Annotated in this window: 19 protein-coding genes and 1 pseudogene; 15 read left to right on the top strand and 5 right to left on the bottom strand. The window is 56.0% G+C overall.

The annotated features are described in order from the left end of the window. Positions 1 to 14 precede the first annotated feature (14 nt). Together ACIOTL_RS17305 and ACIOTL_RS17310 are read left to right on the top strand one after the other, a co-directional pair. Positions 15 to 794: an SDR family oxidoreductase gene (locus ACIOTL_RS17305; RefSeq protein WP_400344036.1), complete on the top strand. Its 780-nt coding sequence runs from the start codon at positions 15 to 17 to the stop codon at positions 792 to 794. Between the two features lie 14 nt (positions 795 to 808). Next, a complete protein-coding gene (locus tag ACIOTL_RS17310) occupies positions 809 to 1,741 on the top strand; it encodes a 3-keto-5-aminohexanoate cleavage protein (protein WP_400344038.1) in 933 nt (310 codons plus the stop codon). A gap of 213 nt (positions 1,742 to 1,954) precedes the next feature. On the opposite strand, the gene ACIOTL_RS17315 is transcribed toward ACIOTL_RS17310, so the two are convergent. Further along, on the bottom strand, positions 1,955 to 2,530 hold the full coding sequence (locus ACIOTL_RS17315; protein WP_400344040.1) for a recombinase family protein: 576 nt from the start codon (positions 2,528 to 2,530) through the stop codon (positions 1,955 to 1,957). Positions 2,531 to 3,071: 541 nt separating this feature from the next. On the opposite strand from ACIOTL_RS17315, the gene ACIOTL_RS17320 reads away from it, so the two are divergent. Continuing rightward, positions 3,072 to 3,776: a hypothetical protein gene (locus ACIOTL_RS17320; RefSeq protein ID WP_400344042.1), complete on the top strand. Its 705-nt coding sequence runs from the start codon at positions 3,072 to 3,074 to the stop codon at positions 3,774 to 3,776. A gap of 401 nt (positions 3,777 to 4,177) precedes the next feature. Next, positions 4,178 to 6,148, top strand: a complete 1,971-nt coding sequence (locus tag ACIOTL_RS17325) for a hypothetical protein (RefSeq protein WP_400344045.1) — start codon at positions 4,178 to 4,180, stop codon at positions 6,146 to 6,148. A gap of 1,125 nt (positions 6,149 to 7,273) precedes the next feature. On the opposite strand, the pseudogene ACIOTL_RS17330 reads toward ACIOTL_RS17325, so the two are convergent. After that, positions 7,274 to 7,414, bottom strand: a pseudogene (locus ACIOTL_RS17330) (IS110 family transposase); the annotation flags it as partial. Positions 7,415 to 8,545: 1,131 nt separating this feature from the next. Between ACIOTL_RS17330 and ACIOTL_RS17335 the strand changes: the two are divergent. From ACIOTL_RS17335 to ACIOTL_RS17360, 6 genes are all read left to right on the top strand, one after another. Then, positions 8,546 to 10,924 (top strand): SpaA isopeptide-forming pilin-related protein, encoded by a 2,379-nt coding sequence (locus tag ACIOTL_RS17335; protein WP_400344047.1) that lies wholly within the window; start codon positions 8,546 to 8,548, stop codon positions 10,922 to 10,924. Between the two features lie 131 nt (positions 10,925 to 11,055). Beyond that, positions 11,056 to 12,549 carry a SpaH/EbpB family LPXTG-anchored major pilin gene (locus ACIOTL_RS17340; protein ID WP_400344049.1) on the top strand — a complete coding sequence of 498 codons (1,494 nt, stop codon included), beginning with the start codon at positions 11,056 to 11,058 and terminating at the stop codon, positions 12,547 to 12,549. Positions 12,550 to 12,645: 96 nt separating this feature from the next. Continuing rightward, the gene (locus tag ACIOTL_RS17345; RefSeq protein WP_400344051.1) at positions 12,646 to 13,596 is read left to right on the top strand and encodes a class C sortase; all 951 of its coding nucleotides are present in this window, start codon (positions 12,646 to 12,648) and stop codon (positions 13,594 to 13,596) included. A 158-nt stretch (positions 13,597 to 13,754) separates the two neighbouring features. After that, positions 13,755 to 13,982 carry a hypothetical protein gene (locus ACIOTL_RS17350; protein WP_400344053.1) on the top strand — a complete coding sequence of 76 codons (228 nt, stop codon included), beginning with the start codon at positions 13,755 to 13,757 and terminating at the stop codon, positions 13,980 to 13,982. 897 nt (positions 13,983 to 14,879) lie between these two features. Further along, positions 14,880 to 15,572, top strand: coding sequence for a hypothetical protein (locus ACIOTL_RS17355; protein WP_400344055.1), 693 nt, complete (start codon positions 14,880 to 14,882; stop codon positions 15,570 to 15,572). Positions 15,573 to 15,577: 5 nt separating this feature from the next. Beyond that, positions 15,578 to 16,312, top strand: a complete 735-nt coding sequence (locus ACIOTL_RS17360) for a hypothetical protein (protein WP_400344058.1) — start codon at positions 15,578 to 15,580, stop codon at positions 16,310 to 16,312. Here the strand turns inward: ACIOTL_RS17360 and ACIOTL_RS17365 are convergent. Both ACIOTL_RS17365 and ACIOTL_RS17370 read right to left on the bottom strand, forming a co-directional pair. Further along, positions 16,296 to 17,495, bottom strand: a complete 1,200-nt coding sequence (locus tag ACIOTL_RS17365; protein WP_400344061.1) for a M23 family metallopeptidase — start codon at positions 17,493 to 17,495, stop codon at positions 16,296 to 16,298. The two genes, ACIOTL_RS17360 and ACIOTL_RS17365, sit on opposite strands and share 17 nt — an antisense overlap. After that, the gene (locus ACIOTL_RS17370) at positions 17,495 to 17,857 is read right to left on the bottom strand and encodes a hypothetical protein (protein ID WP_400344063.1); all 363 of its coding nucleotides are present in this window, start codon (positions 17,855 to 17,857) and stop codon (positions 17,495 to 17,497) included. The genes ACIOTL_RS17365 and ACIOTL_RS17370 overlap by 1 nt, the downstream gene beginning before the upstream one ends. 491 nt (positions 17,858 to 18,348) lie before the next feature. On the opposite strand from ACIOTL_RS17370, the gene ACIOTL_RS17375 reads away from it, so the two are divergent. Genes ACIOTL_RS17375 through ACIOTL_RS17385 form a run of 3 tightly spaced genes read left to right on the top strand, consistent with a single transcriptional unit; the run spans position 18,349 to position 20,498 of the window. After that, complete coding sequence (locus tag ACIOTL_RS17375) at positions 18,349 to 19,389, top strand: MinD/ParA family protein (RefSeq protein WP_400344065.1); 1,041 nt, start codon at positions 18,349 to 18,351, stop codon at positions 19,387 to 19,389. A 3-nt stretch (positions 19,390 to 19,392) separates the two neighbouring features. Then, positions 19,393 to 19,743: a hypothetical protein gene (locus ACIOTL_RS17380; protein WP_400344067.1), complete on the top strand. Its 351-nt coding sequence runs from the start codon at positions 19,393 to 19,395 to the stop codon at positions 19,741 to 19,743. Beyond that, the gene (locus ACIOTL_RS17385) at positions 19,743 to 20,498 is read left to right on the top strand and encodes a hypothetical protein (protein WP_400344070.1); all 756 of its coding nucleotides are present in this window, start codon (positions 19,743 to 19,745) and stop codon (positions 20,496 to 20,498) included. The genes ACIOTL_RS17380 and ACIOTL_RS17385 overlap by 1 nt, the downstream gene beginning before the upstream one ends. A gap of 131 nt (positions 20,499 to 20,629) precedes the next feature. Here ACIOTL_RS17385 and ACIOTL_RS17390 read toward each other — a convergent pair whose 3' ends face one another. Continuing rightward, positions 20,630 to 20,902 carry a hypothetical protein gene (locus ACIOTL_RS17390; protein WP_400344073.1) on the bottom strand — a complete coding sequence of 91 codons (273 nt, stop codon included), beginning with the start codon at positions 20,900 to 20,902 and terminating at the stop codon, positions 20,630 to 20,632. A gap of 48 nt (positions 20,903 to 20,950) precedes the next feature. Between ACIOTL_RS17390 and ACIOTL_RS17395 the strand changes: the two genes are divergently transcribed. Together ACIOTL_RS17395 and ACIOTL_RS17400 are read left to right on the top strand one after the other, a co-directional pair. Further along, positions 20,951 to 22,573, top strand: coding sequence for a hypothetical protein (locus tag ACIOTL_RS17395; RefSeq protein WP_400344076.1), 1,623 nt, complete (start codon positions 20,951 to 20,953; stop codon positions 22,571 to 22,573). 9 nt (positions 22,574 to 22,582) lie between these two features. Beyond that, complete coding sequence (locus ACIOTL_RS17400; RefSeq protein WP_400344079.1) at positions 22,583 to 24,223, top strand: hypothetical protein; 1,641 nt, start codon at positions 22,583 to 22,585, stop codon at positions 24,221 to 24,223. Positions 24,224 to 24,226: the final 3 nt, after the last annotated feature.

A 24,226-nucleotide genomic window follows, 5' to 3' on the forward strand; every position in this document is an offset into this window, starting at 1 on the left:
GGAAAGACAACATCATGGAAAACAGCAAACTTGATTTCACCGGACGCACGGTCCTGGTCACAGCCGGCGCTGCGGGCATCGGAATGGCCATCGCAGACGCCTTTAAAGATCTTGGCGCTCGGGTCTTCGTCACGGACATCAATCCCGCAGCGGTGAGAACAGCCACCGAAGCCGGCTTTAGCGCGCTACTCAGCGATGTATCCGATGAAACTCAAGTCATCGAACTGGCGACAATAATCCGCCGCGAGTTCGGCGGGCTGGATGTTTTAGTCAACAACGCAGGGATCGCAGGTCCCACCGGGCCCATCGACACTCTCGACACCGCGGAGTGGAAGTCAACCTTCGAGGTCAACGTACACGGCCAGTTCCACTGCATCAAGCATCTGTTACCTTTGCTGCGCGAATCATCCGATGCTTCCATCATCAATCTATCTTCGGCCGCCGGACGATTGGGCATGGCAGGACGCAGTCCTTACTCAGCATCCAAATGGGCAGTCATCGGATTGACCAAGACCCTGGCCATCGAACTGGGCGAAGAACGCATCAGAGTCAATGCCATCTGTCCCGGCGCTGTCAACGGACCGCGTATTCAATCAGTGATTGAGTCGAAAGCAGCCATGCTCGGCCGTCCCGTGGATGAAGTGTCCGATCTCTATCACCGACAAGCTTCACTGAACCGATTAGTGGAGCCTGGCGACATCGCAGACATGGCTGTCTTCCTAGCCAGCTCGCTGGCACGCAGCGTCAACGGCCAAGCAATGGCTGTTGACGGCAATACCGAGAAACTCTACTAAGGAATCCCCAAATCATGGCAAAACCGCGCAAAGTCATAATCACCTCCGCCGTCACCGGCGCAATTCACACCCCCTCCATGTCCCCACATTTGCCAGTAACCGCGGAGGAGATTGCAGAGGCAGCAATCGGTGCTGCCGAAGCCGGTGCCTCAATCGTGCATATGCACGCCCGAGATCCCAAGGACGGGAGCCCCTCGCAAGATCCCAAACACTTTGAGCCCATCCTGGAAAAGATCAAGGCTAACACTGATGCGGTCATAAATATCACCACCGGTGGATCCCCTCATATGAGTGTGGAAGAGCGCATGCGCCCAGTGATCGAGTTCCAGCCAGAACTCGCCTCACTGAACATGGGATCAATGAACTTTGGGCTATATCCAATGCTTGACCGCTTCCAGGAATTCGAACATGAGTGGGAACGTGCTGGTCTGGAAAATTCCCGTGACCTGGTCTTCAAGAACACCTTCGCGGATATCCAACGGATCTTGGAAATCGGCAACGCTAACAACACGCGCTTCGAGTTCGAATGTTATGACATCTCGCATCTGAACAACCTTGCCCATTTCCACGGTCGCGGATTGGCCCACGGACCGCTCTTCATTCAGTCCGTGTTTGGGCTGCTTGGTGGTATCGGTGCACATCCGGAAGATCTCATGCACATGCGTCGTACCGCCGAACGGCTCTTCGGCGATGCCTACCAGTGGTCCATTCTGGGTGCCGGCAGGAATCAGATGCCATTAGCCACTATTGGCGCAGCTATGGGTTCCCATATCAGGGTTGGTCTCGAAGATTCACTGTGGATTGGCCCCGGTCAGCTCGCGGCCTCTAATGCTCAGCAGGTCGAAAGGATTCGGACTATCCTTGAGGCTTTAAACTTCGAAGTAGCTACCCCCGATGAGACCCGCGAAATACTTCAGCTCAAGGGTCGAAACAACGTCAATTTCTAGAAATGATGAGGTCATTTTTCCTCTCCCTGGTCGTTACTAAGCCCTTGTAGAAATTGGCGGTGCGGCCTGCCGTACATTGGTCCAGCGTGAATAGGCTAATTCATTAATCAGCATGTCCAGACTACCGGCCACTGAGCATGGTCAATCACCAGCAGGGATTCCAGCGTAGCCAGGAAAACAGCGTTTAGCTCCCGCAAAGAGGGATTTGTACAGCTACAGCGAGCCTTCCCGACCGTCTCTTCGCAATGCTCGGTAAACAGTACTGCGACTAACACCGAGCACCTCACCGATTTGTGCCGCAGTCATGTCACGCTGTTCGTAGAGTCTCTTCGCGGTGCGCAGTTTGTCGGGGGAGAGGGAAGAGGGGCGGCCTCCGGTACGGCCACGGGCACGGGCCGCGGCTAAGCCGGCATTGGTTCGTTCTCGGATGAGGTCGCGTTCAAACTCTGCCAAGGAAGCAAAGATGTTGAATACGAGCCGGCCACCGGAAGAACTGGTGTCGATATTCTCCTGCAGGGATTTGAACTCTATTCCTTGTCGCTGCAACGCGTCCATGTGGTTGATCAGGTGACGGATGGAGCGCCCGAGTCGGTCCAGGCGCCAGACTACGAGAGTGTCACCGGGGCGAATCTGGTCCAGGAGCTTATCGAGCTCTGGGCGTGATTCAAGTGCGCCGGAGGCAGTGTCGGTAAAGATTCGATAGCAGCCGGCATTAGTCAGTGCATCATGTTGAAGTTGCGCGTCTTGGTCGCCGGTGGAGACTCTGGCGTATCCGAGGAGGTGTCCCATTGCTCTAAATGTATCAATACTCGTGGCGTGGTCACCGTTTCGACGCATAGTTTGTGACACTGGGTATTGCGACTAAACGCGCTTGAAAAACTATTGAGTTTTCAGCTGTCAGGGATTTTCAGCTCAGAAGGCAGGATGGTGTGTCATAAACGAATGTTTTTGAGATGTGTGTTCGACCCGTGTTTTTTCCGCCGCAGCTCTTGGCGTGGCCGGTTTTTCGATGGCTGGGACGGCATCTCCAATCCAGGCCGGCCAGCACCGGGCCAGATTGCGCATGTCTAGATTGGTAACGACTCGTCCCGAGCGGGACGAAGGTTTTCTATACGGTGGTTGATAATCATCCGATGCGGTGACCCGTGAAGGGTTGCTACTGGCTGAGCACGCGGCGGAAACCGCCGGGCAGGTGCCAATCACCACCGGGGGCGAATCGTGGGGCGTGGCCTTGTGGCGGGAACGGAACCCTTATAAGAAGTGTCGGCGGGGTGTGTCATGCTGAGCGAAAGTGAAATCAACCGGATTTCATAGCGCAAGTAGGAGTGAGATGGGACCTCTTCCAGGAAGCGGGCACGGATTCATCGCCTGGGTCAGGAATAATTTCGGCACCGAGATGGTGACGGTCATTCATCAGTCGGATCAGGGCACAGAGGAGCGTACTGAACTAGAAGCCCAGGTGCAGTCCAAGGCGGCCTTCTTTGATGTTGATGTGCCGGTCTATGAGGGCGACCGGTTGGAGATTCCCGATCCGCGCGGTGGAGTGCAGCGCGTTTATATCACCGACGTGGAAGTGAACCGGGCCGGTGGACGCATGCGAGCCGATATGAGCCATATCAAGGCAACATTCAGCACCTCAGCACCCCAGAGTAACCCTCCAGGAGGGCACTCGGGCACGGTGATCTACGGAGATCATGCCATTGTTGCTTCCGGCTCACGGGTGGCGATTGCCACCCAGGGAGGGCGTGTGGTGCAGCATGAGGAAGTTCCTGCCGCCTTCACCGAGCTGGTTGCTGCGGTCCAGGGTGCGTTGGACCTGCTGGAATCCGCGGATTATTTCGGTCCGGATGACCAGGAAATTGGTCGGGATGCAGGATCGGTCATTCTGCAAGAAGTGATTAAAGAAGAGCCGGACCAGAAGAGCCTTAAAGGGGCACTAGCGACTTTGCGGGGTGTTTTGACGGCTGGGATGACGTCAGCCTCGGGAGCGGCGGCCAGTGAAATCACCAAACAGCTTTTCGTTCCTGGTAGTTGAAAGACGTGGCTCGCCGCACGGTCTATGCCGACGTGGTGAGTCCAGCGCGCTAGTTATCTCACTACCGTGGATGGCGCGGCTTTCATTGTGTCAACTGCGGCTGCGCCAGGATGCTGCCGCATCGTCTGGTCTTGTTTATAACTGAAAATCAGTCTTTTCCTACTGAAGCATCCCGCAGTCATCAGGGGACGCTTGAGTGTTTAAGGACATGGTAGGTAACTCATTGGATCGCATGCCCATGTAGACCTAAAACGATCGATAGTGAGACGCGAATTTTTGTTTTGCTGCATTTATCTTTTGCCATTTATCGCGATGTGACTCTTCCAGCAATCATCTGCTGGCATAGTTGGAATGACGGTTCCACAACAACTTTTTCCTCACATGTTGAGTACAATTAGCGGATGGAAGATGTGGATTCACTCGTGAGGTTAAAGTTCTATGGCGTACGGGATTTAGCCAATGGGTGGCTTGCGGAGAAGGCAGTCGCTCTAGTCCAGAGTTATTCCTCGGGGCGAAAGCTCCTTTCGCTTAACGATGCTCTCGAACTCCATAATGCGCTTGAATTTGAAAAGAACAACATTTTCCCGAATTTCCTGACTGCGCAAGACCATACAGAGTTAGCTCTGTCGGCGCGTGAGTCGCGACGACGGGTCGCCTCTTTCTTCTCAACTATTGAAGCGTCGAACCTTAAAGAGCATTTGAACAAGATGGACTTTCAGTATGCCGACGACCTGCTCCGCCTCATCGAAAGGCATGGAGTTGCTAAAAGGGTTGGCGGCCAAATGCTATTCGAAGCCCTGTCAGATGCTGCACTACCTCTGGAGGTCATGCTTGCAGATCGTCAATTCGTGAACCGGAATGACCGAAAACTTCGAGAGGTGATGCTCTCCGATGCCCAAAACGGAGAGCTACTGGTCCGCATGAGGCTGGTCAAAGATTCGAATCCTTTATACCATCTTCCCGCAAGCCTGAGCGGAGAGGACATGCAGCAGCTCTTGAGCGCTTACATCGGAAGTGCTTCTCCGCATCTCAATTATGTTCAAGCGATTGCGGAGAGCAATGACAACGATAGTTTTGGTTTAACTCCGAAAATACGGTTGGAAGCGAAGAAGCGTCATAAAGACCTTATCGAGGAGCTCCTTGCCGCAAAGAGGACCAAAACAACGAATACGTATCACGGACTTAGGCTGGATCCGGAACAACGAAAACCAGTGATCGACCGCGTTGAGCGTGACGAGAACAGCGTGAGCTACGTCCGATCGTTCAGTGAAAAATATCTGTTATCTTCCATGGATCCGGAGCGAATACTTCTAAATTTCGCTTCGGTGGTGGGCTTCCTTGAACGAGGACTGCTCACAATGCCATCCTTCAAAGGTCAGCTGGGAGCGCTCCGCACACTGTTAATCTCAGGAAGAGACGCATACCCCCGAGGGAGCGCGTTCAACTATGTTGATGCGCTCACCCTTAACGGGACTCAGTTTTACTCGGATTTCCTACGTCAGTACAGCATCGAAGTAGAAGATTCCGTGGCATGGTTCTTCCGAGAGTATTTGGTTGATAAGTTCGGTGCGGCTAACTTCTACTTCGCGGCGTCTAGTCCTAGCAGCTCGTTCCTTGAGCGATGTCGGCATATTTCCGCAGAGATGGAGAGTATTGCAAGACAGTTCAGCTTATATTGCGATGAAGGTGTCCTGGATCCTGAACTTTTACAAATGACCTCCACGCCTCGGCCGTGGGCTGCGATCCCAAGCTTTACGGAGCGCAAATATTTGCACCGGGGAAGCAATCATAATTGTGATCGGGCTATGCATCTGCTTTTTAGTGATCAGTCTGGAATGACCTACATAAGCAGTGAACTCAAAGCCTCGAACTTCGTCGAGCTGATAACAGAGAACGAAGTTTCTTACGAGTCGGTCCGCCCTCATCAGAAGGAATCTATCGATTGGTTGATCGACGAGGGTTTGGTTGCCGTCGATTCTGATCTGCTGGAATTTGCTCAGCCAGTGCAGGTTCTAGTGCTAAGTGACATCAACAACCGCGAAGCCGCAGCTTACGGTCACTATGGTACGGATGAAGCTTCGGCGGCGCTCGTACTGATGCAAAAGGGGTGGCTCGAATTTAGTTCGACGCTGTTGACAAGACCTGAAGCTAGTTACTTCAACTATTTCTTGAACAAGAGCGAGTTCAGCGATGGCCCAGACCTGCGAAATAAGTACGCGCATGGGACTAACGCCGATCCCGGCGATATAAGTACGCATAGGCAGTCCTACTTCCAGCTCCTCAGGTTGCTCGTGGCCTTGACCCTGAAGATCAAAGACGAGTTCCGCTTAGCTGCCCGGGCTCAACCATCGACTATGTCGGAGACACCCTAAGCTCATGCAATCAAGCCCTAAACAAGTTGCGCAGCTGACACGCCTACTGCTCACACCTGCTCCATGAAGGCGGGACCCCTTCAAAAATAACTATTGCAACGGTGCCCCTAGCCATGCGAGTGGCCGCAATTTCACTGGTGATGGGTGCCCCTTGCGCAGCTTTCCGGCCTCTTATTACCCAGACACATCAGCGAACCAGCATGGGGCCCGTGAGTTCGCATGTTCTGACAATACAACAGCCTTAACTTTACATAACGGAGGTTATCGGCTTCTATGTCACGGGATAGAAGTGTTGACGTTCGGGGTAAGGAGTTCCAGTATGGTCAGTTGCCCGTCGCCAGGATCATGCTCTTGCAAGACGTTCCGGCTGGCATATCGACCGTCGGCAACGCGAACTCGATAGACGATGGAATAGCCGCTTTGAGGCTCTCGTCCAGCATGTAGCAGAGAACGGGCAGCTTACCCGCCTCAACGCCGATCATTCTTATGCCGCTGGAACAATTGGCCGTTGATTATATCAGCTTTTGACAAGCTTTTTTGATCAGAGGTTGCGGCATGGCACACACTTCCATATGAGGATTAACTCCTGAGGCTGATAAACAAGTCACAATAGTACGTGCTCTATATCACTTGGCATCGCTGTAATTAATACGGTTTTTTTACCAAATATGGTGTGACTCAGCTCACTATCGCTATGTGTTTCTCGAAACAGCGTAGGAAAAATACCCTACATAAACTCGTAATAGAGCATGAACTTGGGGGCATACTCAGCGTTTGGGTGGCGATGATCTAGCAGATATTGGAGTGCGTCGCCATCCAAGCAGGAAGAAGCAACGGGGCGGCCCAGCCTTTGCGCGATAAAGCAGAAGCAGAATCCGAACTATCCAGTTTGGGTTTGGACGCACGTGCCAAACAAGCATGCCGCCGCCTCTAAACGCGTAGCCGGAAGAAGCATAAACACGAATACCACTCGATGTTTAGGCTTGGTGAACCCCTTGCAGATCTAGTATCAATTCATTAAAAATCCCCCGCAATAGAGCTGTCGGTGCTCGTTGGGCTGGACCTCTCATCAGATGTGTCGCGACATCTCTCGATCACGACCAGGAAAACAGTCCATGGATTCAGCCATGCGTCATGAACGACTACTGCACTCACCTGTCGGACACCAGTGATCTCAAGTAGTGGAGCAGCAGTGCTGGACTCGATTGGTTCCGGGATCTTTTCTTGTTTGCCTACGAGATCAACACTTAGCCCGAGTACGCATTTCTCCCTTCCAATCGACACATCACTAGCTGGTCATCGTGCGTCAGTTCACCTAGGCCCCGTACTGCGCTACATGGCCTGTTTGCTGACCCGTCATACGATTTGGTCCGGGGCCGCAGCTTTGGTGGCTGCCGTGAACTAGTGGGTGTTCTCTTGGATTCCCACGGTTGCGGCTTCACCTTTGCTGGGAGTCGTTTCAGTAAGTTCTTCGGTGACTCTCATGCTGAGTTCGCTATCTTCGGGAGGATGCCGGCTCAATCGTGAACCGTGCCATTGACTTGAAACTTATGGGCGAAAAAATTCCTTGCGAGATATCCCACCGCAGGCGAATCTGCGGCAAGTAACTTTAATGTCAATTAAAAACTATGCAAAGCATTAATGGCATGACCATATTTAGTATATCAGAGTATCAAAATTGCCCTATGTGCATGTCAAAAGTTCATTAAGAAATGTTACTGACTTAATACCTTAGTATTCGCTGAATCCTGATAGCTTGAAGTCGATACATAAATTCAGGTGTGGGGTCCTGGATGTATAAGCAGAGGTTTATCGTCAAGCGCTTGACTTATGTTGCCCTCTGGTTGCGTCTCCTTTCGTAAGCGACTTTCTTCCCCACGCCTTTCATCAGTTGGGGAACGATAAATGCTCGGCAAGCACTACGACAATCCTCGTACTCGGAAAAGTAGCGGCAGGGCCAGATTGTCTAACGGCCTGCCAGTGCCAAGAAGCTTCCAGCACAGAGATGCTTCTCCGCGCCGAGGACCGCGGAATTGGCTCATTTTTTGTGCAGCTCTCATTGCCATCGGAAGCCTTGGTTTTCAGGATTCCGGAGCGGCATATGCCACGTCGACCACCGGTCCCGTTTCAGAAGCAGGCGGACTTTCGACAACGGCATCCCCGAGTCCAGCATCCACTGCCAGTCCGGAAGTCTCCGTTTCTGCACAGCCATCGAGTTCTTCCGAGGAAGAGCCGTCGGGCATAACAGAGGGATCTGTTCCTTCTGCTTCGGTGATCAACCCTTCGGAAACACCAACGCCTTCGCCCTCAGGTTCGGAGTCGGTTAAGCCAACCACTGAGTCTGCGGCGGAGCCAGGTTCTTCGGAACCAACAGCCAAAGAGTCAGATGCTTCGGTATTGGAGTCCAAGGCTCTTAGAGCTGCGGCAACCTATGCTCCGATCTGCGGTCCCGGATATGTCTACGGGATGACCTCTGCTGGGCAGATCCGTGCCGTAGCACCAGGTGGAGCCGTCTCGAACCTGGGCAGTCCTGTCAACCAGGCGAACATGCGGATGAATGGTTTGGGTATTGGAGCTAACGGATCCACGGTGTTCGCCTACCACAGGACCTCGGATGCTCTAGGTGCTACGGTGTACCGTTTCGACGTCAATACGGGTTCGTGGTCTTCTACCGGCGCGGGAGTCGATACATACAATACAAATCGTTCGGCAGTATTCGTTGCAGGTGCAGTCGATCTGGGCACCGGTCGCTATTACATCGGCGGCTATACCCCTACCGGCAATAGCACACGGTCATTCCAGCTATGGGAATACAATCCTGCGACAAATGCGATCTCTTACAAAGGCCGCATCGCCACAAATACTGGATCCAACGATGCCGCGAACGGCGACATGGACTTCGATGCGAACGGAAACCTCTTCGTTGTCCGCGGCTCCGGAAGCACTGCGACGATATACTCCGTGACGGCAGCTAATCTGGCGTCTGCAAATGGCGGAATTATCACTTCGTCAGTCAGTAACACGGTTAATAACACCACGACCAACGTCAACGGTGTGGCCTTCGACGCCGACGGCAAGGGTTATCTGAGCTCGGGCGATATTGTGCAATCTTATGACATGCCTGGGTGGAGCAATCCGAAGACCGTTGTAAACGCGAATTTCGGCGGAAGTACGGACCTCGCATCATGCGGATCACCGCCGACCATCACCATTGAGAAGTTTGTTGAAGGTGGACGTGTAGCATCAGGCGATCAATTCGGTTTGTCCCTACGCCAGGGAAGCACTACCGGAACCGTCATCGGCACGGCTACCACCACGGGCAACGCTAATGGGCAGCAGCCCGAGCGCGTCGGCCCCTTGCCGACTGTACGCAATGTCGAACTGCATTTCGCGGAAACCGCCGCAGGAACCACAACCCTAAGCAACTACGCCTCTAGCTACCGTTGCTTGGTAGATGGTGTCCAAACCGTCCAAGGCACTGGAACTGCAGGAAAAATCACGATTCCTTCCAGCGGCCAAGCAGTGGAATGCCGGTTCTACAATTCACCGCTCATTGCGCAAGTGAACGTCCACAAGCAAGTCACCGATTCCAAGGGCGAAAACCCGCAACCAGGAAAAAACTGGACTGTGGGAGCTACCGCGCAAGCGATCACCGGTACCATTTCTTCGACGCCTTCAGCAACTACACAGCAAACCAATACTGAAGGAACATCCTCATGGCGTTTTCAGTTCGGAGCCAGCAACAATAAAGCCGATCTGAAAATACGTGAAGTCATGCAGGACGGTTATAAATTCTCTAGCGGAAAATGCGACGTGACCAAGCTGGACGGAACCAAAACGACTATCACTTTGACCGGTCCGGACAACAATCCTGCAGCTGGAATCGTTCCCGGGGACGTAGTCGACTGCACCATCGTCAACAGCCTCAAACCCGCAAGTGTATCAATCGGAAAGCAGCTTCAGGATTTCAAGGGGCAGAACCCTAAACCAGCTAGCAACTGGACAGTAGGCGCCGCCCTGGCAGCCGGAAGCAGTTCTGGAACCAGCATCAGCACCCCGGCAACATCGCTGACTGGTGCCGATGGCAAGGTCGCGACACCGTGGGCTATTAATTTTCCGAACAATCCTACGGCCACTGCCAATGTGACTATTACTGAGACGATGCAGACAGGGTACGACTTCGTCAGCGGTGTGTGCTCGGTGACTAGTGCCGGTGGAGCCAAAGCGGATAAAAACCTCTCTTCGGCGTCTTCAGTCCTGACAGGTCTTAAACCGGGTGACGTTGCTGAATGCACTTTCACCAATAAGCCCAAGAGCGGAGCAGTTCTCTGGCAAAAGATCGACGAGGCCAGCAAGGCTCTCTCCGGATCGCAGTGGACGCTCACCGGGCCATCGAATTTCAATGGCGGGCAAGGGCTAGAAATCCAGGACTGCATCGCTCAGGAAGCTTCTTCGTGCACTGGTGCAGACCGTGATCCGCGGGCAGGCGGCTTCAAGATACCTGAATTGCCGTGGGGGCAATACCAGTTGGAAGAAACTAAAGCACCAGCTGGCTATTATCCGCTCGATGAGCCTCTGGAGTTTGAAGTATCTGCAGATACTCTGACTCTGGACCTCGGCCCAATTGAGAACACCCGGCGTGAGGGCCCGGCAATACCACTGACTGGCGGGCTGGGCAGTGATTTCTACAGCATGCTCGGTGGCGGGATCCTGGCCGCTGGTCTTGTTGGCGCAGGTCTTAGCCGTCTGCGCAAACGCCGGCGGGGAGTTTCATAGCATCAGTACCCCCTTATAGAACTCGCATCATGCGTGCACTAATCCATTTATTTCGAATCCACTCAAAGAACAATTCATCAGTCCACCCGAACCCGATGCGCGGTGAGGGAACGAAAGGAAAACGGAAAACAATGACCGTTATGAATCCGCTCCTAAGGCGCGCAACCGCCGCCGTTGGAGCTATCTCGATCGCAGCTAGCGGGCTGCTGCTTCTTGGTTCACCTGCCTTTGCAGCTGTGGGCCCCGATCAGCCGGGCGCTCCGTCTGGCGGCACCCTGACCGTGAACAAGTATTCGGGTTCGCCAGTTGGCGCTGGGGAAACTCCTGACCCCGAGAACTTGCTTGATGGAGTTGAATTCACCGTGCAGCAGGTCGGTAAGCTCAACGCTGGGAATTCATGCGAGCCAATCGATCTGGCTGCGGCTGCCGACTGGGACGGCTTGAACGGATTGTTCAACTCTGCGCCAGCTGCTCCTTCCGCGCCGTACTGCTTGGTTTCCGGTACCGATGTTGCCCAGCCGACGGTGGATGGCTCTACTGTTTTCAACTTGGAACTGGGTGTTTACTTCGTTCGCGAAACTGACCCAGGCCAGAACAACATCGTCTCCAAGGTTCCGGACTTTTATGTCTCGATCCCTACCTCTGAAGGTGCCGAAGGCAACGGCTGGAACTACAACGTGGTAGCCGACCCCAAGAACCAGATCCTGGATGAACCAACCAAGACCATCGATCCTGCACAGTCCGAACTGACAGTAGGCAGCGATGTGACCTGGAATCTGAACGTTCCAGTACCTACCCTTAACAATGGCGAGAAGTTCACTGAAGCCATCGTTCGCGACGCCCTCGATTCCCGCCTGCGCTATGTAGCTGACTCGACAGTTGCCGCGGTCGGCGGCACGCCACTTGTTCAAGGAAACCACTACAACGTCACTGGAAACGCCGTGTGGACCTTCACCGCAGCAGGCCGCGCAGTGCTCGATGCGAATATGGGTGAGAGCATCGCTCTTAGCTTCGACACCACCGTGCTTTCTGTCGGCAACGGGGCTATCCCGAACGACGATTACAAGAGCACCTTCAACGGCACCACGGTTCCAGGCGAACAAGTTCCTTACACCTATTGGGGGCAACTCTCGATTCTGAAGACCGATGATTCCAAGCCTAACGCGCTAAAGCTGGCAGGCGCTGAGTTCCAGGTCTTCAACCTCACCGGTGAGACCTGCCCGGCAGAAGCTCCAGCAAATGGCACCGTGGCCACCGGCACCTCCGATGCCAACGGTCTTGTGCAGTGGAGCCACACTACCCCAGCCAGCAGCCCTCTGGGCCTTTGGATCACCAACGTTGACAACGGTCCAGCGGCGCCTGCCCCATCCAAGGACTACTGCGTTTATGAAACCGTGGTTCCAGCTGGCCACACTGCAACACCAATCGACAATCCTGTCACCATTACCCCAGGTGAAAACAATGTCAATTCGATGACCGTGGTGAACGCTAAGACTGAAGGTCCGGATCTTCCGATGACCGGTGCTCAGGGCACGATCCTGCTCACCGTTGGCGGACTGGTAATCGTTGCGGCCGGCGGAGGACTCCTCCTCGCAGCTCGTCGCCGCAACAAGCAGGATGCTTAAGCTCCAGCTGGCCTGAACATCTAATGGCCCAGAATTCGGCGGCGGTGCACTCATGCGCCGCCGCCAATTCCATTTCATCACCTACGAGGATAACTAGTGACTACATCGAGACTTGGGCGTCATGCAGCGCACCGCGAGTCCCATTGGAGTTGGAGGCTTCCCTGGCTGGAGACCCTCGCCGCCATCCTGATCCTCGCTGGAGTCATGACTTTCATGTACCCTCGCACGGCGTCTTGGTTCTCGCAGCGCGAGCAGTCCCGCGTGACTGAGATGGCGCTCAACGAAATGCGAGAAGCTCCGACCAATGACGCAGCATATCGGGCAGAACAGATTGCCCGCGCACATGAATACAACGGTGCCTTAGCCAGTGGCGCCGTATACCGGGCTAATGAGAACATCGCCAGCAGTGACATCAACGTCGCTGAAGAAAAGTTGGACTACGATTCAATGCTGGACACCACCGGCAACGGGTTCATGGGGCGCCTTCGATATGAATCTCTCGACATTGACCTTCCTATTTACCACGGCACAAGTGACGAAACACTGCAACGCGGCATTGGCCATCTGGAGGGAACTTCGCTGCCGGTCGGTGGAAATGAAACCCGTTCTGTATTGACAGCGCACCGCGGACTACCGGAATCTACGCTTTTCACCCATCTGGATAGGGCGCAGATCGGAGACCGTCTCACTGTTTCTGTACTCGATCAGACTTTAACCTACGAAGTTGTTGAAACGGTGGTCATTGATCCAGACGAAACTGAAGCTATACTTCCTGTCGAAAATACAGACATGCTGACACTTGTAACCTGTACGCCTCTCGGGCTGAACAGCCACAGGATTCTCGTCAATGCAGTGCGAGTAACACCGACTCCACTAGCAGATGAACTAGCCTCAGCAGAAAAATCCGAACTACCTGGCTTTCCGTGGTGGGCCGTAGTCCTGAGCGCAGTGCTGCTAGCGGCAATTGCATTCGTCTGGCGCGCTGGCTACGCGCAAGCCAAAAGGCATACCCGCGCCTCGGAGCGCATGGCTGCAGAAAACACATGAGTACCATTTGCTGTTTACGGCTTCCGACAGCATTCAGAGCTAGAAGTATTCCGATAGCAGCCAAACCTCTCACGAGAGATACGTCTTCGGCATCTCGTCTGAGCGCCCATCACACTACGCCGCGGACAGTTCCGCGGCACGACCATCAAGCAGGAATCATGGATTCTGACAAGCAGTTCGTTCCATACACACTCACTTTGCAGTTGGAGAATGATGATGCCAGCTACAGTTTGTATGAAGCGCTGAAGAAGTACAGGGCTGGTTTGTTATCGGGGCCATCGGATTCATCGGAAATCCTTAGTTCCGTCACTCGTTTGATCCAGGTGGTCGAAGAAGCATGGGAAGAATCGCCGAATGGTGATGCCACACTGGTATTAGGAGACTGAGCGCCAGCAAATGATCTGCTTGGGAATTTACGGCCTGTAAGGCTGAAGAAGAACATTTCTTGGGTGTATGGCTGCGGATCCAGCATCTGTCTCACGTAGAGATGGCGCCTGTTTTGGCTTGTGACAATTCGTTTCGTTCGAAGAGACGACGTTGTTCAGCGACCCGCCATGGAATGTCCTACTAACTTCCCGCTACGGGTCGCAAGGAGCCCAAGCGCTCCATAGGACTTTTGGGCTTCTTTCGCTCAGCTCCGCCACTTCGTGGTAATGCAATACGGTCCTCGATCTTCTAACGCGGTCATGTGTTTGGCGAAAAAATCAGGATCGTATTTCTCGCGGTTTCTCAGGTGCAGGTGCACTGTAGCGATGTTCTGTTCACATAGATCAGCGATTTCGTGCGCGGTAAGGCCAGCGGTAAACATCATGTCCCATTCCGGGTGCCTCGAGACCTCCCAACCCACCATGAACACCAAGCTACTGCACAACAGCCGCCTAGTTAAAGAGCCGTACGGCATTTGACCCTGAAGCAGCTCGAACGAGCTACGTATGCACCGGTCGAGGCTTCTCCTGCTCCATTCTCCCGAGATCCGACAGTCCTAGCTAGCAGCGCTTTCGAGTACCTGCCCTTTGCCACTTATGACTAGCATCCGGTCTTGTTCGGCTATCTCGTGAACAACTTACTGAGCGTCCCCGTATTGGCCCCTTCAGCCGCCAAACCCGGGGTTGGGCACTGATTTTCGGGGCGATTCGTGTTTTGTGGCCGAATTGTGTCTTGTCCCCGCCTCTAAACTGAGCTCAAAGGCACTGCTGACACGATAAATTTAGACAGGTTGGCAAAAGCGCCGAGTTTGGTCTCGGTGTGGGCATGTTGCTGTGGCGTGAGTGAATGAGCGGTAAGTGAAGCTAGGACGCGATGAAGTTCAAGCATGGCTGGATGAGGTTTCTCCAGGCACCGGTTCCGTGCGCCTTGCAGCCCTCGCTGACCTGCCGCGGTTGAGGGTCAAGCAGCAGCTCGCTCGAGGCAACGTCGCCCCAGCGACGATCGCTGCCATCTCCCGCGGTCTGGACTTGGATCCGCTCACCCAGCTCACCAGGTTCGAGGTCTTCTCAGATCTTGTTCCTTCGTCCCCTGACGAAGGTGAGATGCCAGGCTTCATTTCCTCGCCTGGGTTGTTCCGTGCGAGTGCTGAACGCCTGGAAAACCAACCGGTGACCGCAGCCCAACTCGGGCCTGAGAGCTACGAGCTGGCGGCGTTGTATTGGTTCAACCTCGCCAACGACGGAGCATTGCGTGCCCGGATCGCTGACGAGCTAGGCGTGAATCAGCCGACGCTGTGGAAGATGTTGCGCACCCGATTACGTGAGGACGTGGCCCTGACTGTCTGTGAGCATGCTGGGTGGCCGGGCGTGTCGGCTCTAGTGGCCTCTGAGGTCCTCACTGGGAAAGAGGCTGGCTGGGTTGAAGAATGCCGTGCGACTTGGGTTAATACGGTTCCGGTCGGGGACTTGCTGAGTTGCGCTGAGCAACGTTTGCAGCAGGTGGGCAAGCAGGAACGCGACAAGGAGTCTTTCGACCGTCATTTAGGATGAATGATGTGGCGTTTTCGAGCTGGGTGTCTGCAATCCTTGCCACCAGTTTCCTCGCAGCCCTCATCGCCCGCCTTCCTCGACTGATCCAACGGGTCGGGAATCTCTGGTTGTGGCTCACCCATCTGGGCATGGCCCTCGTCTTGTCTTTGGCTGTTGATCCGGTCTATGAGTTCGTTGATTCCTTGGCTGGATCCCATAATTTCGCGAACCTCGTCTCCCATATCGGTATTGCGCTGGTGTTCTACTGCGGCGGCATACAGATCTCCCACGGCATCAACCGCCCAGAGATCGCCAACAAGCTCCTGAAACTCTCCACCGTCGCCCTGCCGGCTTGTGCCGGGTTGATGGGTGTCCTGTTCGTCTTGAGCGGCAGTTCCTATTCTGATGTGGGGTTGAATGCGTTCAGGGATAACCCGCTGGTGGTCTTATACAAGCTCGCGCTTTACATCTACCCGGCGATCGTCTCCTCGTTCCTGGTGGCCCCGCTGATGAGGGCAGCTACCGAGTCGGTATCCAGGATTCCGTACTACTCTAAGAAGCTCATGGGCTTCGGCTTCGGCCTGGTCATCGCCGCCCCGCTGGGGCATCTGGCCGAGCTGGCGAACCGGCAACTGGGCTGGATTACGGACTTGTTCATCTATCCTGCGATTCTCAGTGTCCTGGCCGGCATGACGTTGGGCCTGGTGGATGCGGTGCTGTGCAGGAGCCAGCAGCGGCGGGACTTTATCCAGGCATCGTGACTCCTTGCTGCTCGAGCAGCTCCATCGGGTTCGTGATCTGCCCGTCCTTCCATACTTCGAAATGCAGATGGAAACCGGTCGAGTTGCCGTTGGTACCCACCTGGGCGATCTGCTCCCCTGCTTCAACTTCATCGCCGACGTGCGCGATCAGATCATCCGGATACATGTGAACATACAAGGTCGTGACCTGGGCACCGTCGTGTATGCCGTGGTCGATTTCGATCTGGCAGGGCGACCGGCCGACGACGAGGTCATCACAACTGGCGCGGATGACTTGCCCGGCGGCCGCCGCGTAGATCGGGGTGTCTTCCGGGGCGGCGAAGTCTTCGCCGGCGTGCGGGTAGGGGCCGCGGGATTCGCCGTAGTTGTGCCAGATCTTCGTCAACGTCTCCAAGGGGAAGACCCAGTCTGATTCATTGTTCGGAGTGTTTTTCGTTTTCGGGTTGCGTCTCTCAGCCCCGTCATCACACGAAACATAGGCTTCATCCTGGTCGGCATCAGTGACTTCGGCGCCTTGCAACGCCGCATAGATCAGCTCTGCATCATCCCTGCGTTGCGCGTAATTATCAGGCAGGCCGGAGGCTTGGACGGATTCGGCGGCTTGCTCGTAGGGCAGCTCGTCCCACCCGTCGATGTTCTGGAGGCGGTCGAAGAAGGTCGCAGCCGCATAAGTAGGGTTCATGATCTGTCCGACAGTGCCCCAGCCGGCGCTGGGCCGTTGCTGGAACGTGCCCATGGCGTCCCAAGCGTGCCCGACACCTTCATGCGGTTCATCCAAGGAAGCCACGGCCACCTCTTTGGCTTGTTCCCATTCGTTTTCGGTCATGATGCGGGTGCCTTCCGGGTACTCCCAGCTCCCGTCGTTGGCCAGGATGGTCAGGCTGCTTTCCTGAATGGAGGTCATCAGTCCGATGATCGCCGCGCGTTGGGGCAGATCTGCGTTGTTAGCTTCGTTGATGATGATCGCGGCGTTGGCCAGTTGCTTTTCCGTGTAGTTGCCGACTGGTGTGGTGGGCAGGTTGGTGACGTCGATGCTTTCCCCGATGCTGCTGTTCGGGTTGCAGTCCATAGAGCGGGGATCCGCAGCGTCTCGTGGTCCGAGGATGGTCAGGGAGAGGAAAATGCCGCCGAAGAAGACTAGGACGACAATGGCGAGGGCTTTGATGAGTCTGAAGCGTCGCATTACTTGGTGCTGGTGATCTTTTCAACGACCCATTCACCATCAGCCCGGCTCAGCAGGAAGTCCAGGGAGCCGGTGTTGGTATTCACGGTGACGGTGGCGATCGCCGCAGACCGTCCCTCGACCGGTTCCTCGGTGCTGGTGACTGTGGTGGCGGTGATGTTCAGGTTCGAGACGTTCTGGAAGGTGCGTTGCGCGTCGGCCGAAAGATAGGGCCGCAGCCCGGTAAACCATTGGGACTGTTCCAGGTCGGGGCGGGCGTAGGCTGTCGCGGCGTTGGTGGCAACCTCGCTGGCTTCTTGGGCGATCTGGGGGCTCCATTCTTCGATGGCTGATTGTTCCGGTGAGGCGTGGATATCGTGCATGATCCCGTTCTCCTCCCCCGGCGTGTCTTCTGTTTCGGCCGGTGTGCAACCCGCCAGCAGCGCGCCGGCTAAGGCCAGAGCGAGCCCTCTCGTGGCGGCACGACGGCGAGAGTGTTCCCTAGCGTGGTGCGTGGTGCGGTGCATTCCCTGGTTCATGGCAACCCCATTGAGTATTGTTTAGTGTTGAAGCTTATATTTTCAATACTAATTGATACCATGGCTTTGATGAACGAAAGGGGACCTGCATGAGCGGGGATTGGCCGGGCGAAGAACGCCGCCGCATGAGAACAGACCTTCTGGTGAAACCAGCACCCACCAATGAGGACACCAGCAACCCACCCACCCAGCAACCAGCCAGCGACGGACCAGCCCCTGGCTCGAGCACTACGACCCCAAATAGCGAGGGGCAAGAACCAGCAAACGCATCTGAGAAACCGGATTCCGCACAGGCATCCCCGGCATCCGGGACGATTCCGGGATCAGGAACACTAATGGGCTCAGGGACACCGCTGGTTTCGGGAACGCTCAGCAGTGCGATCACCGGTTCCGACGCCCTGGAAACGCCATTGCCAGCCGAAGAGGGGTGGCAAAAGAAGATCCGCACCTTCACTGGCGGGCTGATCGCCCCGAAACCAGGACCCCAAGAACTGACACGCCGGGACACGCTCGCCTCAATCCGCCGGGTCTATCCGCGCCCGGTCACTGTGACCATTGCTCAACCTGCCGGCGGCGCGGGGAAAACTTCTCTCACCGTCGCACTGGCCTCCACCATCGGCAACACCTCGGATCACAACGTGCTGGCCATGGACAACAACGAAACCATGGGCACCCTCGGAGTGCGCACCCGTTCCAATGGGTCGAACATGACCATCATCGACCTGCTCGACGCGCTCGAGCAGCTCAAAAGCGAACGGACCCGCAGCGGCGATGTCCAGTACTACACCCGCCCGCAAGGCGATAACCGGTTCTGTGTACTGGCCTCCGATGAGGATCCAGACCGGATGCAGATGCTCACCCGCCCCACTTTCATCGAACTGCTCGAAGTCGTCCAGCGTTTCTGGAACGTCGTCGTACTGGACACCGGAAACAACACCCGCGCCGAGAACTGGTTGGCCGGCATCGATGCCACCGACCAGCTTGTCTTCCCAGTAGAGCTCAACGACAAATCCGTCGTCTCGGTCCTGCGCACCGTCGAGCAACTGCAGGCGATGTCCCAGGTCACCGGCAACCAGCATTATGCCAGCCTGTGTGAGCATGCGGTCCTGGTCATCACCCCTGGCTCCCACCGTCGGGCTGTGGCTCCGGAGCGCCGAAAAGAGCTGCGCCAGATGCTCGAACAAGCCCTCGGCGAGACCGCCACATTCCTCACCGTCCCCTACGAGCCGGCTCTGGACACCAACGGGCTCATCGACTGGCAACTCGCCACAGACCAGTCAGTGCGCGCCTTCGAGAAAGTCGCTGCCGCCGTCAGCGCCGGACTCTTCCGTTCCGCCTCTACCGACACGACCCCACGAAACACCAAGGAGAACTAACCCGTGTTCGCACCAGTACACACCGCGCTCAACATCGTTGCGGAACAAAAAGAATCCACCACGACCGTGAAAAACCCGTTCGAGGGAGTCTCCCCCGACATCTCGCCGTTGGGCGATGGATTCGATAGCGCACTGGGCATCATCCTCGGCGTCATCTGGGGCGTCGTACTGATCTATGTGGCAGTGAAGCTGCTGACCAGCCTTGGCAAGTTCGCCGGTGCGAAAAAGCAAGGCCACTATGAAGAGCTCGGTGAGCATACCGATGAGATGAAACGTCGTGGCATTGCCCTGGTCGCGGTTGCCGCGTTCGGTGTCATCATCGGTGCTGTCCTGAAATTGGCGGGGATGCTCTAGTGACCAGCCGCCGCAGAATCATTGTCCTCATCGTCGCGGTGGTGGCTATCGCCCTCGTCGTGGTAGCCAGTGTCCTCATGTCCCAAGATCAGGATCAATCCGATTCTTCGGCGGCCACCACCCCCACCACACCAGCGAAAACCAGCGAGTATGGGTTCCCGATCTCGCATATCCGCCTCGGTGAAGGCGGAACCAAGACTGCGCCCGACGGCAAAACCCCTATTGGATACACGGCTTCGTGCGAAGACGCCGTCCGTGCCGCCGTGAATTATGTGGCGGCTGATTCCTACTCCCCTGAAAACTGGAAGAACCAGAAGGCAACGCTTCAGCAGATCACCGCTTCGGGCGAGTACAACACGAAGTACATCAACGCCACAGCCTCACTGGTATCGAATAATTCAGCCTCCGCCGAAAGCAGCCTGATCTCCCCGGCGATCTACAAGGTCGAGAACTGCGAATCAGGAAAATCAGCAGACATTGTCGTGGCACTCCAGATAGTCGATCCAGGGCTCATTCTCGACGGGAAAACTATCGCTCCTTCGGTTGAATTTCGTACTCAAAACCAAGCTTTGGTGTGGGAAGACAATGATTGGAAGATTGATTTCTCACCAACGCCCGTCCGTGCAGAATCTCAATTGATCATTGCCGAGGGCGAGAAAACTCCAGACTCCCCGAACGATCTGTTGAACCAAATTTTTGTGGACTCCCAAGGCAATCCGCTAAGCCGTGATGGGTGGACGGAGCTCGCAGAATGAAGCGACTGATTTCCGCGCTTTTCGCAGCGCTCCTTCTCCTAGGCCTGGCAGCGTCTCCCTCGTTAGCGGACGACAATGACACAGAAGTATCCGAAGTGCTGAGCCAGGACCAGGTCAAGAGGTACGAGAACTTATCGGATGAAGATAAGAACACCTTGTTGCATGATGTCATCACAGAAATTGGGGCGGACGAATGCAGCAATTTCACGTACTACCGCAAGATGGAATCTTTCCTCAACTTCGATGCCCGCAACTGTGAAGAGCAAACCCGCGATGCGCTGCACGCCATGTATCCGGCCCCTGATGCGTTGATCATCGAGCAGGAACCAGCAATGGATTTGTGTGAGGCCCTGATGTCCACGGGTGCCGGCAACGAAAGTGTTACTTTCTGCATCAGAAAGCAAGCAAACGATTTCCTTACGGGTTGGGCTTCAGACACTCTGAGAAATTGGATGGGCCAAAGCAAGGTAGGCCGATCGGTACTGAACGCTATGGATGCCATCGGCAACACTATCGACTTCGTCGCCGACCCCAAAAACGGACTCGAAGAAGTCGCCAACAGCAGCAAAACCGAATCCATCGCACTCACCTCAAAAATCCTCGAAGAACTAACCTCCACCACCGAATTCGACGCCTCCAACCAAGAATTCAAGGACCGCTGGGCCCTCTACGCGGGCATTGGCGTCGTCGGGCTCGCCGTCATGCTGCTCATCTTGTTCAAGCACCACAGCAACGGGGAGATCAGCGACGACGATTTCAGCAACTCCCTGCTCTACTACCTCCCAGTCAGCCTCTTCCTGGTGATCTACGGACCGTGGGCCATGAACGAAATCCAGCAGCGCATCACCCCACTCACTTCCGGGGCAACCGACTGGTCCGCGGAAATGATCAGCAACTTCATCACCGTGATCTCTCGGTTCGCTTCCCTGGAATCCAGCAGCTGGTTCGGTCCGTTGGCGGCGATCATCTTCTTCGGAATGCTGTTCATCGGCTCAATCGCCCTGATGATCTATTTCCTGCTGATCCCGATCTTCCAGCAACTCATGGGCCTGGCCATCGCCGCCCTGATCGGCATGCTGATCTCGCCGAAAACCCGCCGCTATGTTCTGAAGATCGCCTCCACCCTCGCCACCCTGCTGGTCCTCAAGCCCGTGGTCTTCCTCGCCATGGGCGCCGTCTTCGGAGTCCTCGCCTCACAGACGGCTTTCAAGGAAGGCACCGATGATGTGCTGGTGAATGTGGGAAACCTTGGAGCGACTGCGTTCATCATGCTGCTGATCGTTCTCTCCCCGGCCGCGATCTTCCGGTGGATGCCAATCATCCAAAGCCGTGAAGCGAACTTCGGCGGGATCTCCCCTGAAATTTCTGCTGGTGTCGGCGCTGCGGCCGGTGGCATGGTCGGCGGACTTGCCGGTGCCGGTGCAGGAGCAGTGCGTCGGGCGATCTCTGCACGTCGCAGCAACGCTGCCAGCGGCTCTTCTTCTAGGTCCCGTGCCGGTAATGGTGCATCGGGCGGTACTACAGCAGGTGTTGGAGCAGCAGCAGGTGCTGCCGGCCAGGGATCTGCCGCCGCTCGTGGCGGTGATGATGGTTCTTCCCCAGATTCCGGGGCCGGTACGTCCGGCGGGCCGCATGCTGGCCAGCCGCAAGGTTCTTCTGTTGGCCAGTCATCTGCTGGCAGCCCGGGCCAGGGTGCTCCGACCCAGGCCATGGAACGGCCCATCAGCCCCCGAACAGGCAGCACAGGACATCCCGGCGGATCCAACGGCGCGGGCAATCCCGGGACAACGGGCTCTTCGGGCCGCAGTGCTGAAGGTGGCTCTGCTGACGGGCCCGCTTCCGATGGTGGCGGTACAGGTGCTGCTGGCCAGGCTGCTGGTGCCTCCGGCCGGCAAACCCAATCTGCAAGCTCCAACCCTCCAACCAGTGCGGCGTCCAAGGCGTATCGGCCGTTGCGCACCGGCAAGGTCGGGATGCTCGCCAACGCCCGCTACGCCATGTCCAACGCGGCAGCCCAAGCCCGCATCGCCCAACAGGACTCCGACCCCGATACCTGGGATTCGTTTAAGGACTGATCAACCCTCATGACTCGTCACGTTGCCCTCGGCGGTGAGTTCAAGTCCCGCGGACTGCTCTCAGGCCGTTCCCTGCCCGAAAAGCTCCTCCTCTTCATTGGCCTCGCACTCTCAGCGTTCCTGGTCATGTTGGGATCGTTCAGCTTCTTCTTCCTCGTCGCAGCGCTCTTCGTGGCAGTGGCCAGCATCCTGACTACGATGCCCACCGCCATCAACGAAGGGCGCAGCCTCGCAGCCATCTATACCGAACGGGCCTACCGGCTCTGGCAGAAAACCACCGGCACTGATGTCTTCGACCCCGTCCACGAACAAATCGCCGCAGAGCGCCTGAGAACCTACCAGCACACCACCAGAAGTAAGCCGAAAACCCCGCGCAAGCAGAGAACACCGAACAAACAGGCAACCCCGAACCAGCAGAAAACTGCCCGTCCTAAAGGGTTTGCTGTGCACAGGGCCCAACGCCGCAAAGCCACCGACCAGCCGGCTCCGTTGATGATCGGGAAGATGAGCGCCACCGAAGTGCCCTTCAACTCCCGCGAACGCCTCACCATCTTCCGACATGCGAACACCACCCCGGTGTTCTATACCGCGATCTTCGAAGTGCGCGGCAGCACCGGCGGCGTGGTGGAAGAAGATATCGAAGATATCCCGTTCATCGGGTTCGGCAAAGTACTGGCCCGGGCAGCGCGGCGGACCAGTGCCATCTCCCACATCCAAAGCTTCACACGCTCTGTGCCCCTGGACATCACTGACCATATTTCCTGGCTCTCGGACTACGTCCACCCCGAAGCACACGACCATCTGGTCCGCTCCTACCAGGAGCTGTGCCTGGATGTGGAGCAGAAGGCTGAACAGCACCGTTCCTACTGGGTGTTGCGCTTCGATAACCTTGCTGCTTTGCAGCGCGCGGTCAACGCACAAGCCCCAGGCCCAAAGGCTGTGTACGACGCGATCATCAACGAAGCCCACGCCCTGATGTCCCAAGCAGTCACCCATAAGGCGATCCGCAGTTTCCGGCCGGTGAACTCCAACATGGCCGCCGCATTGCTTTCCCATTTGCAGGATCCTTACGAGTTCAGCATCGACGATCAAGACCAACACCTCGGTTCGGTCTGGCAGCGCCTGGATGCTACGAAGACGTCCAAAGCAGTGCTGGTGAATAACCGTGCTTACACTCGGGTGGCTTATATTCCTCGGCATGGGTTCATGGCCGGCTCCGCCCTGCCGGTCCAGTCCATGCGGCAGCTGGTCAACGGGATCGTGCCCGCAGTGATCCATTCGGTGTCGTGGGTCAACGAAGTCGTTGATGCCCGCACCGCCCGTGCCCAAGCGGTCTCTGATCGCACCAGCGACAAGGCCAAGCGCAAATCCGATGCGGAGAAAGGCAAAATCAGCGACGGAACCGAGCACGTCATGTCCAGCTCCTCAGACCAACGCGGACTGGACCTAATGCCAGGCAGCGGGCATCACGGCGTGAAATGGGGCGCGTACCTGAGCTTCACCGTGCAGTCCGAAGAGGAACTATTGGCTGTTTCTACGCAGATTGAATCGGTGGCTACTGATTGCGGGATCGAGCGGTTGATCTGGCTCGATGACCGCCACCATATGGCGTTGGCTTCCGTGATGCCGCTAGGACGAGGGATCCGTTAATCA

It is taken from the genome of Glutamicibacter sp. NPDC087673 (genome assembly GCF_044743255.1).
In the GTDB taxonomy this organism is placed as follows: Bacteria; Actinomycetota; Actinomycetes; order Actinomycetales; family Micrococcaceae; genus Glutamicibacter.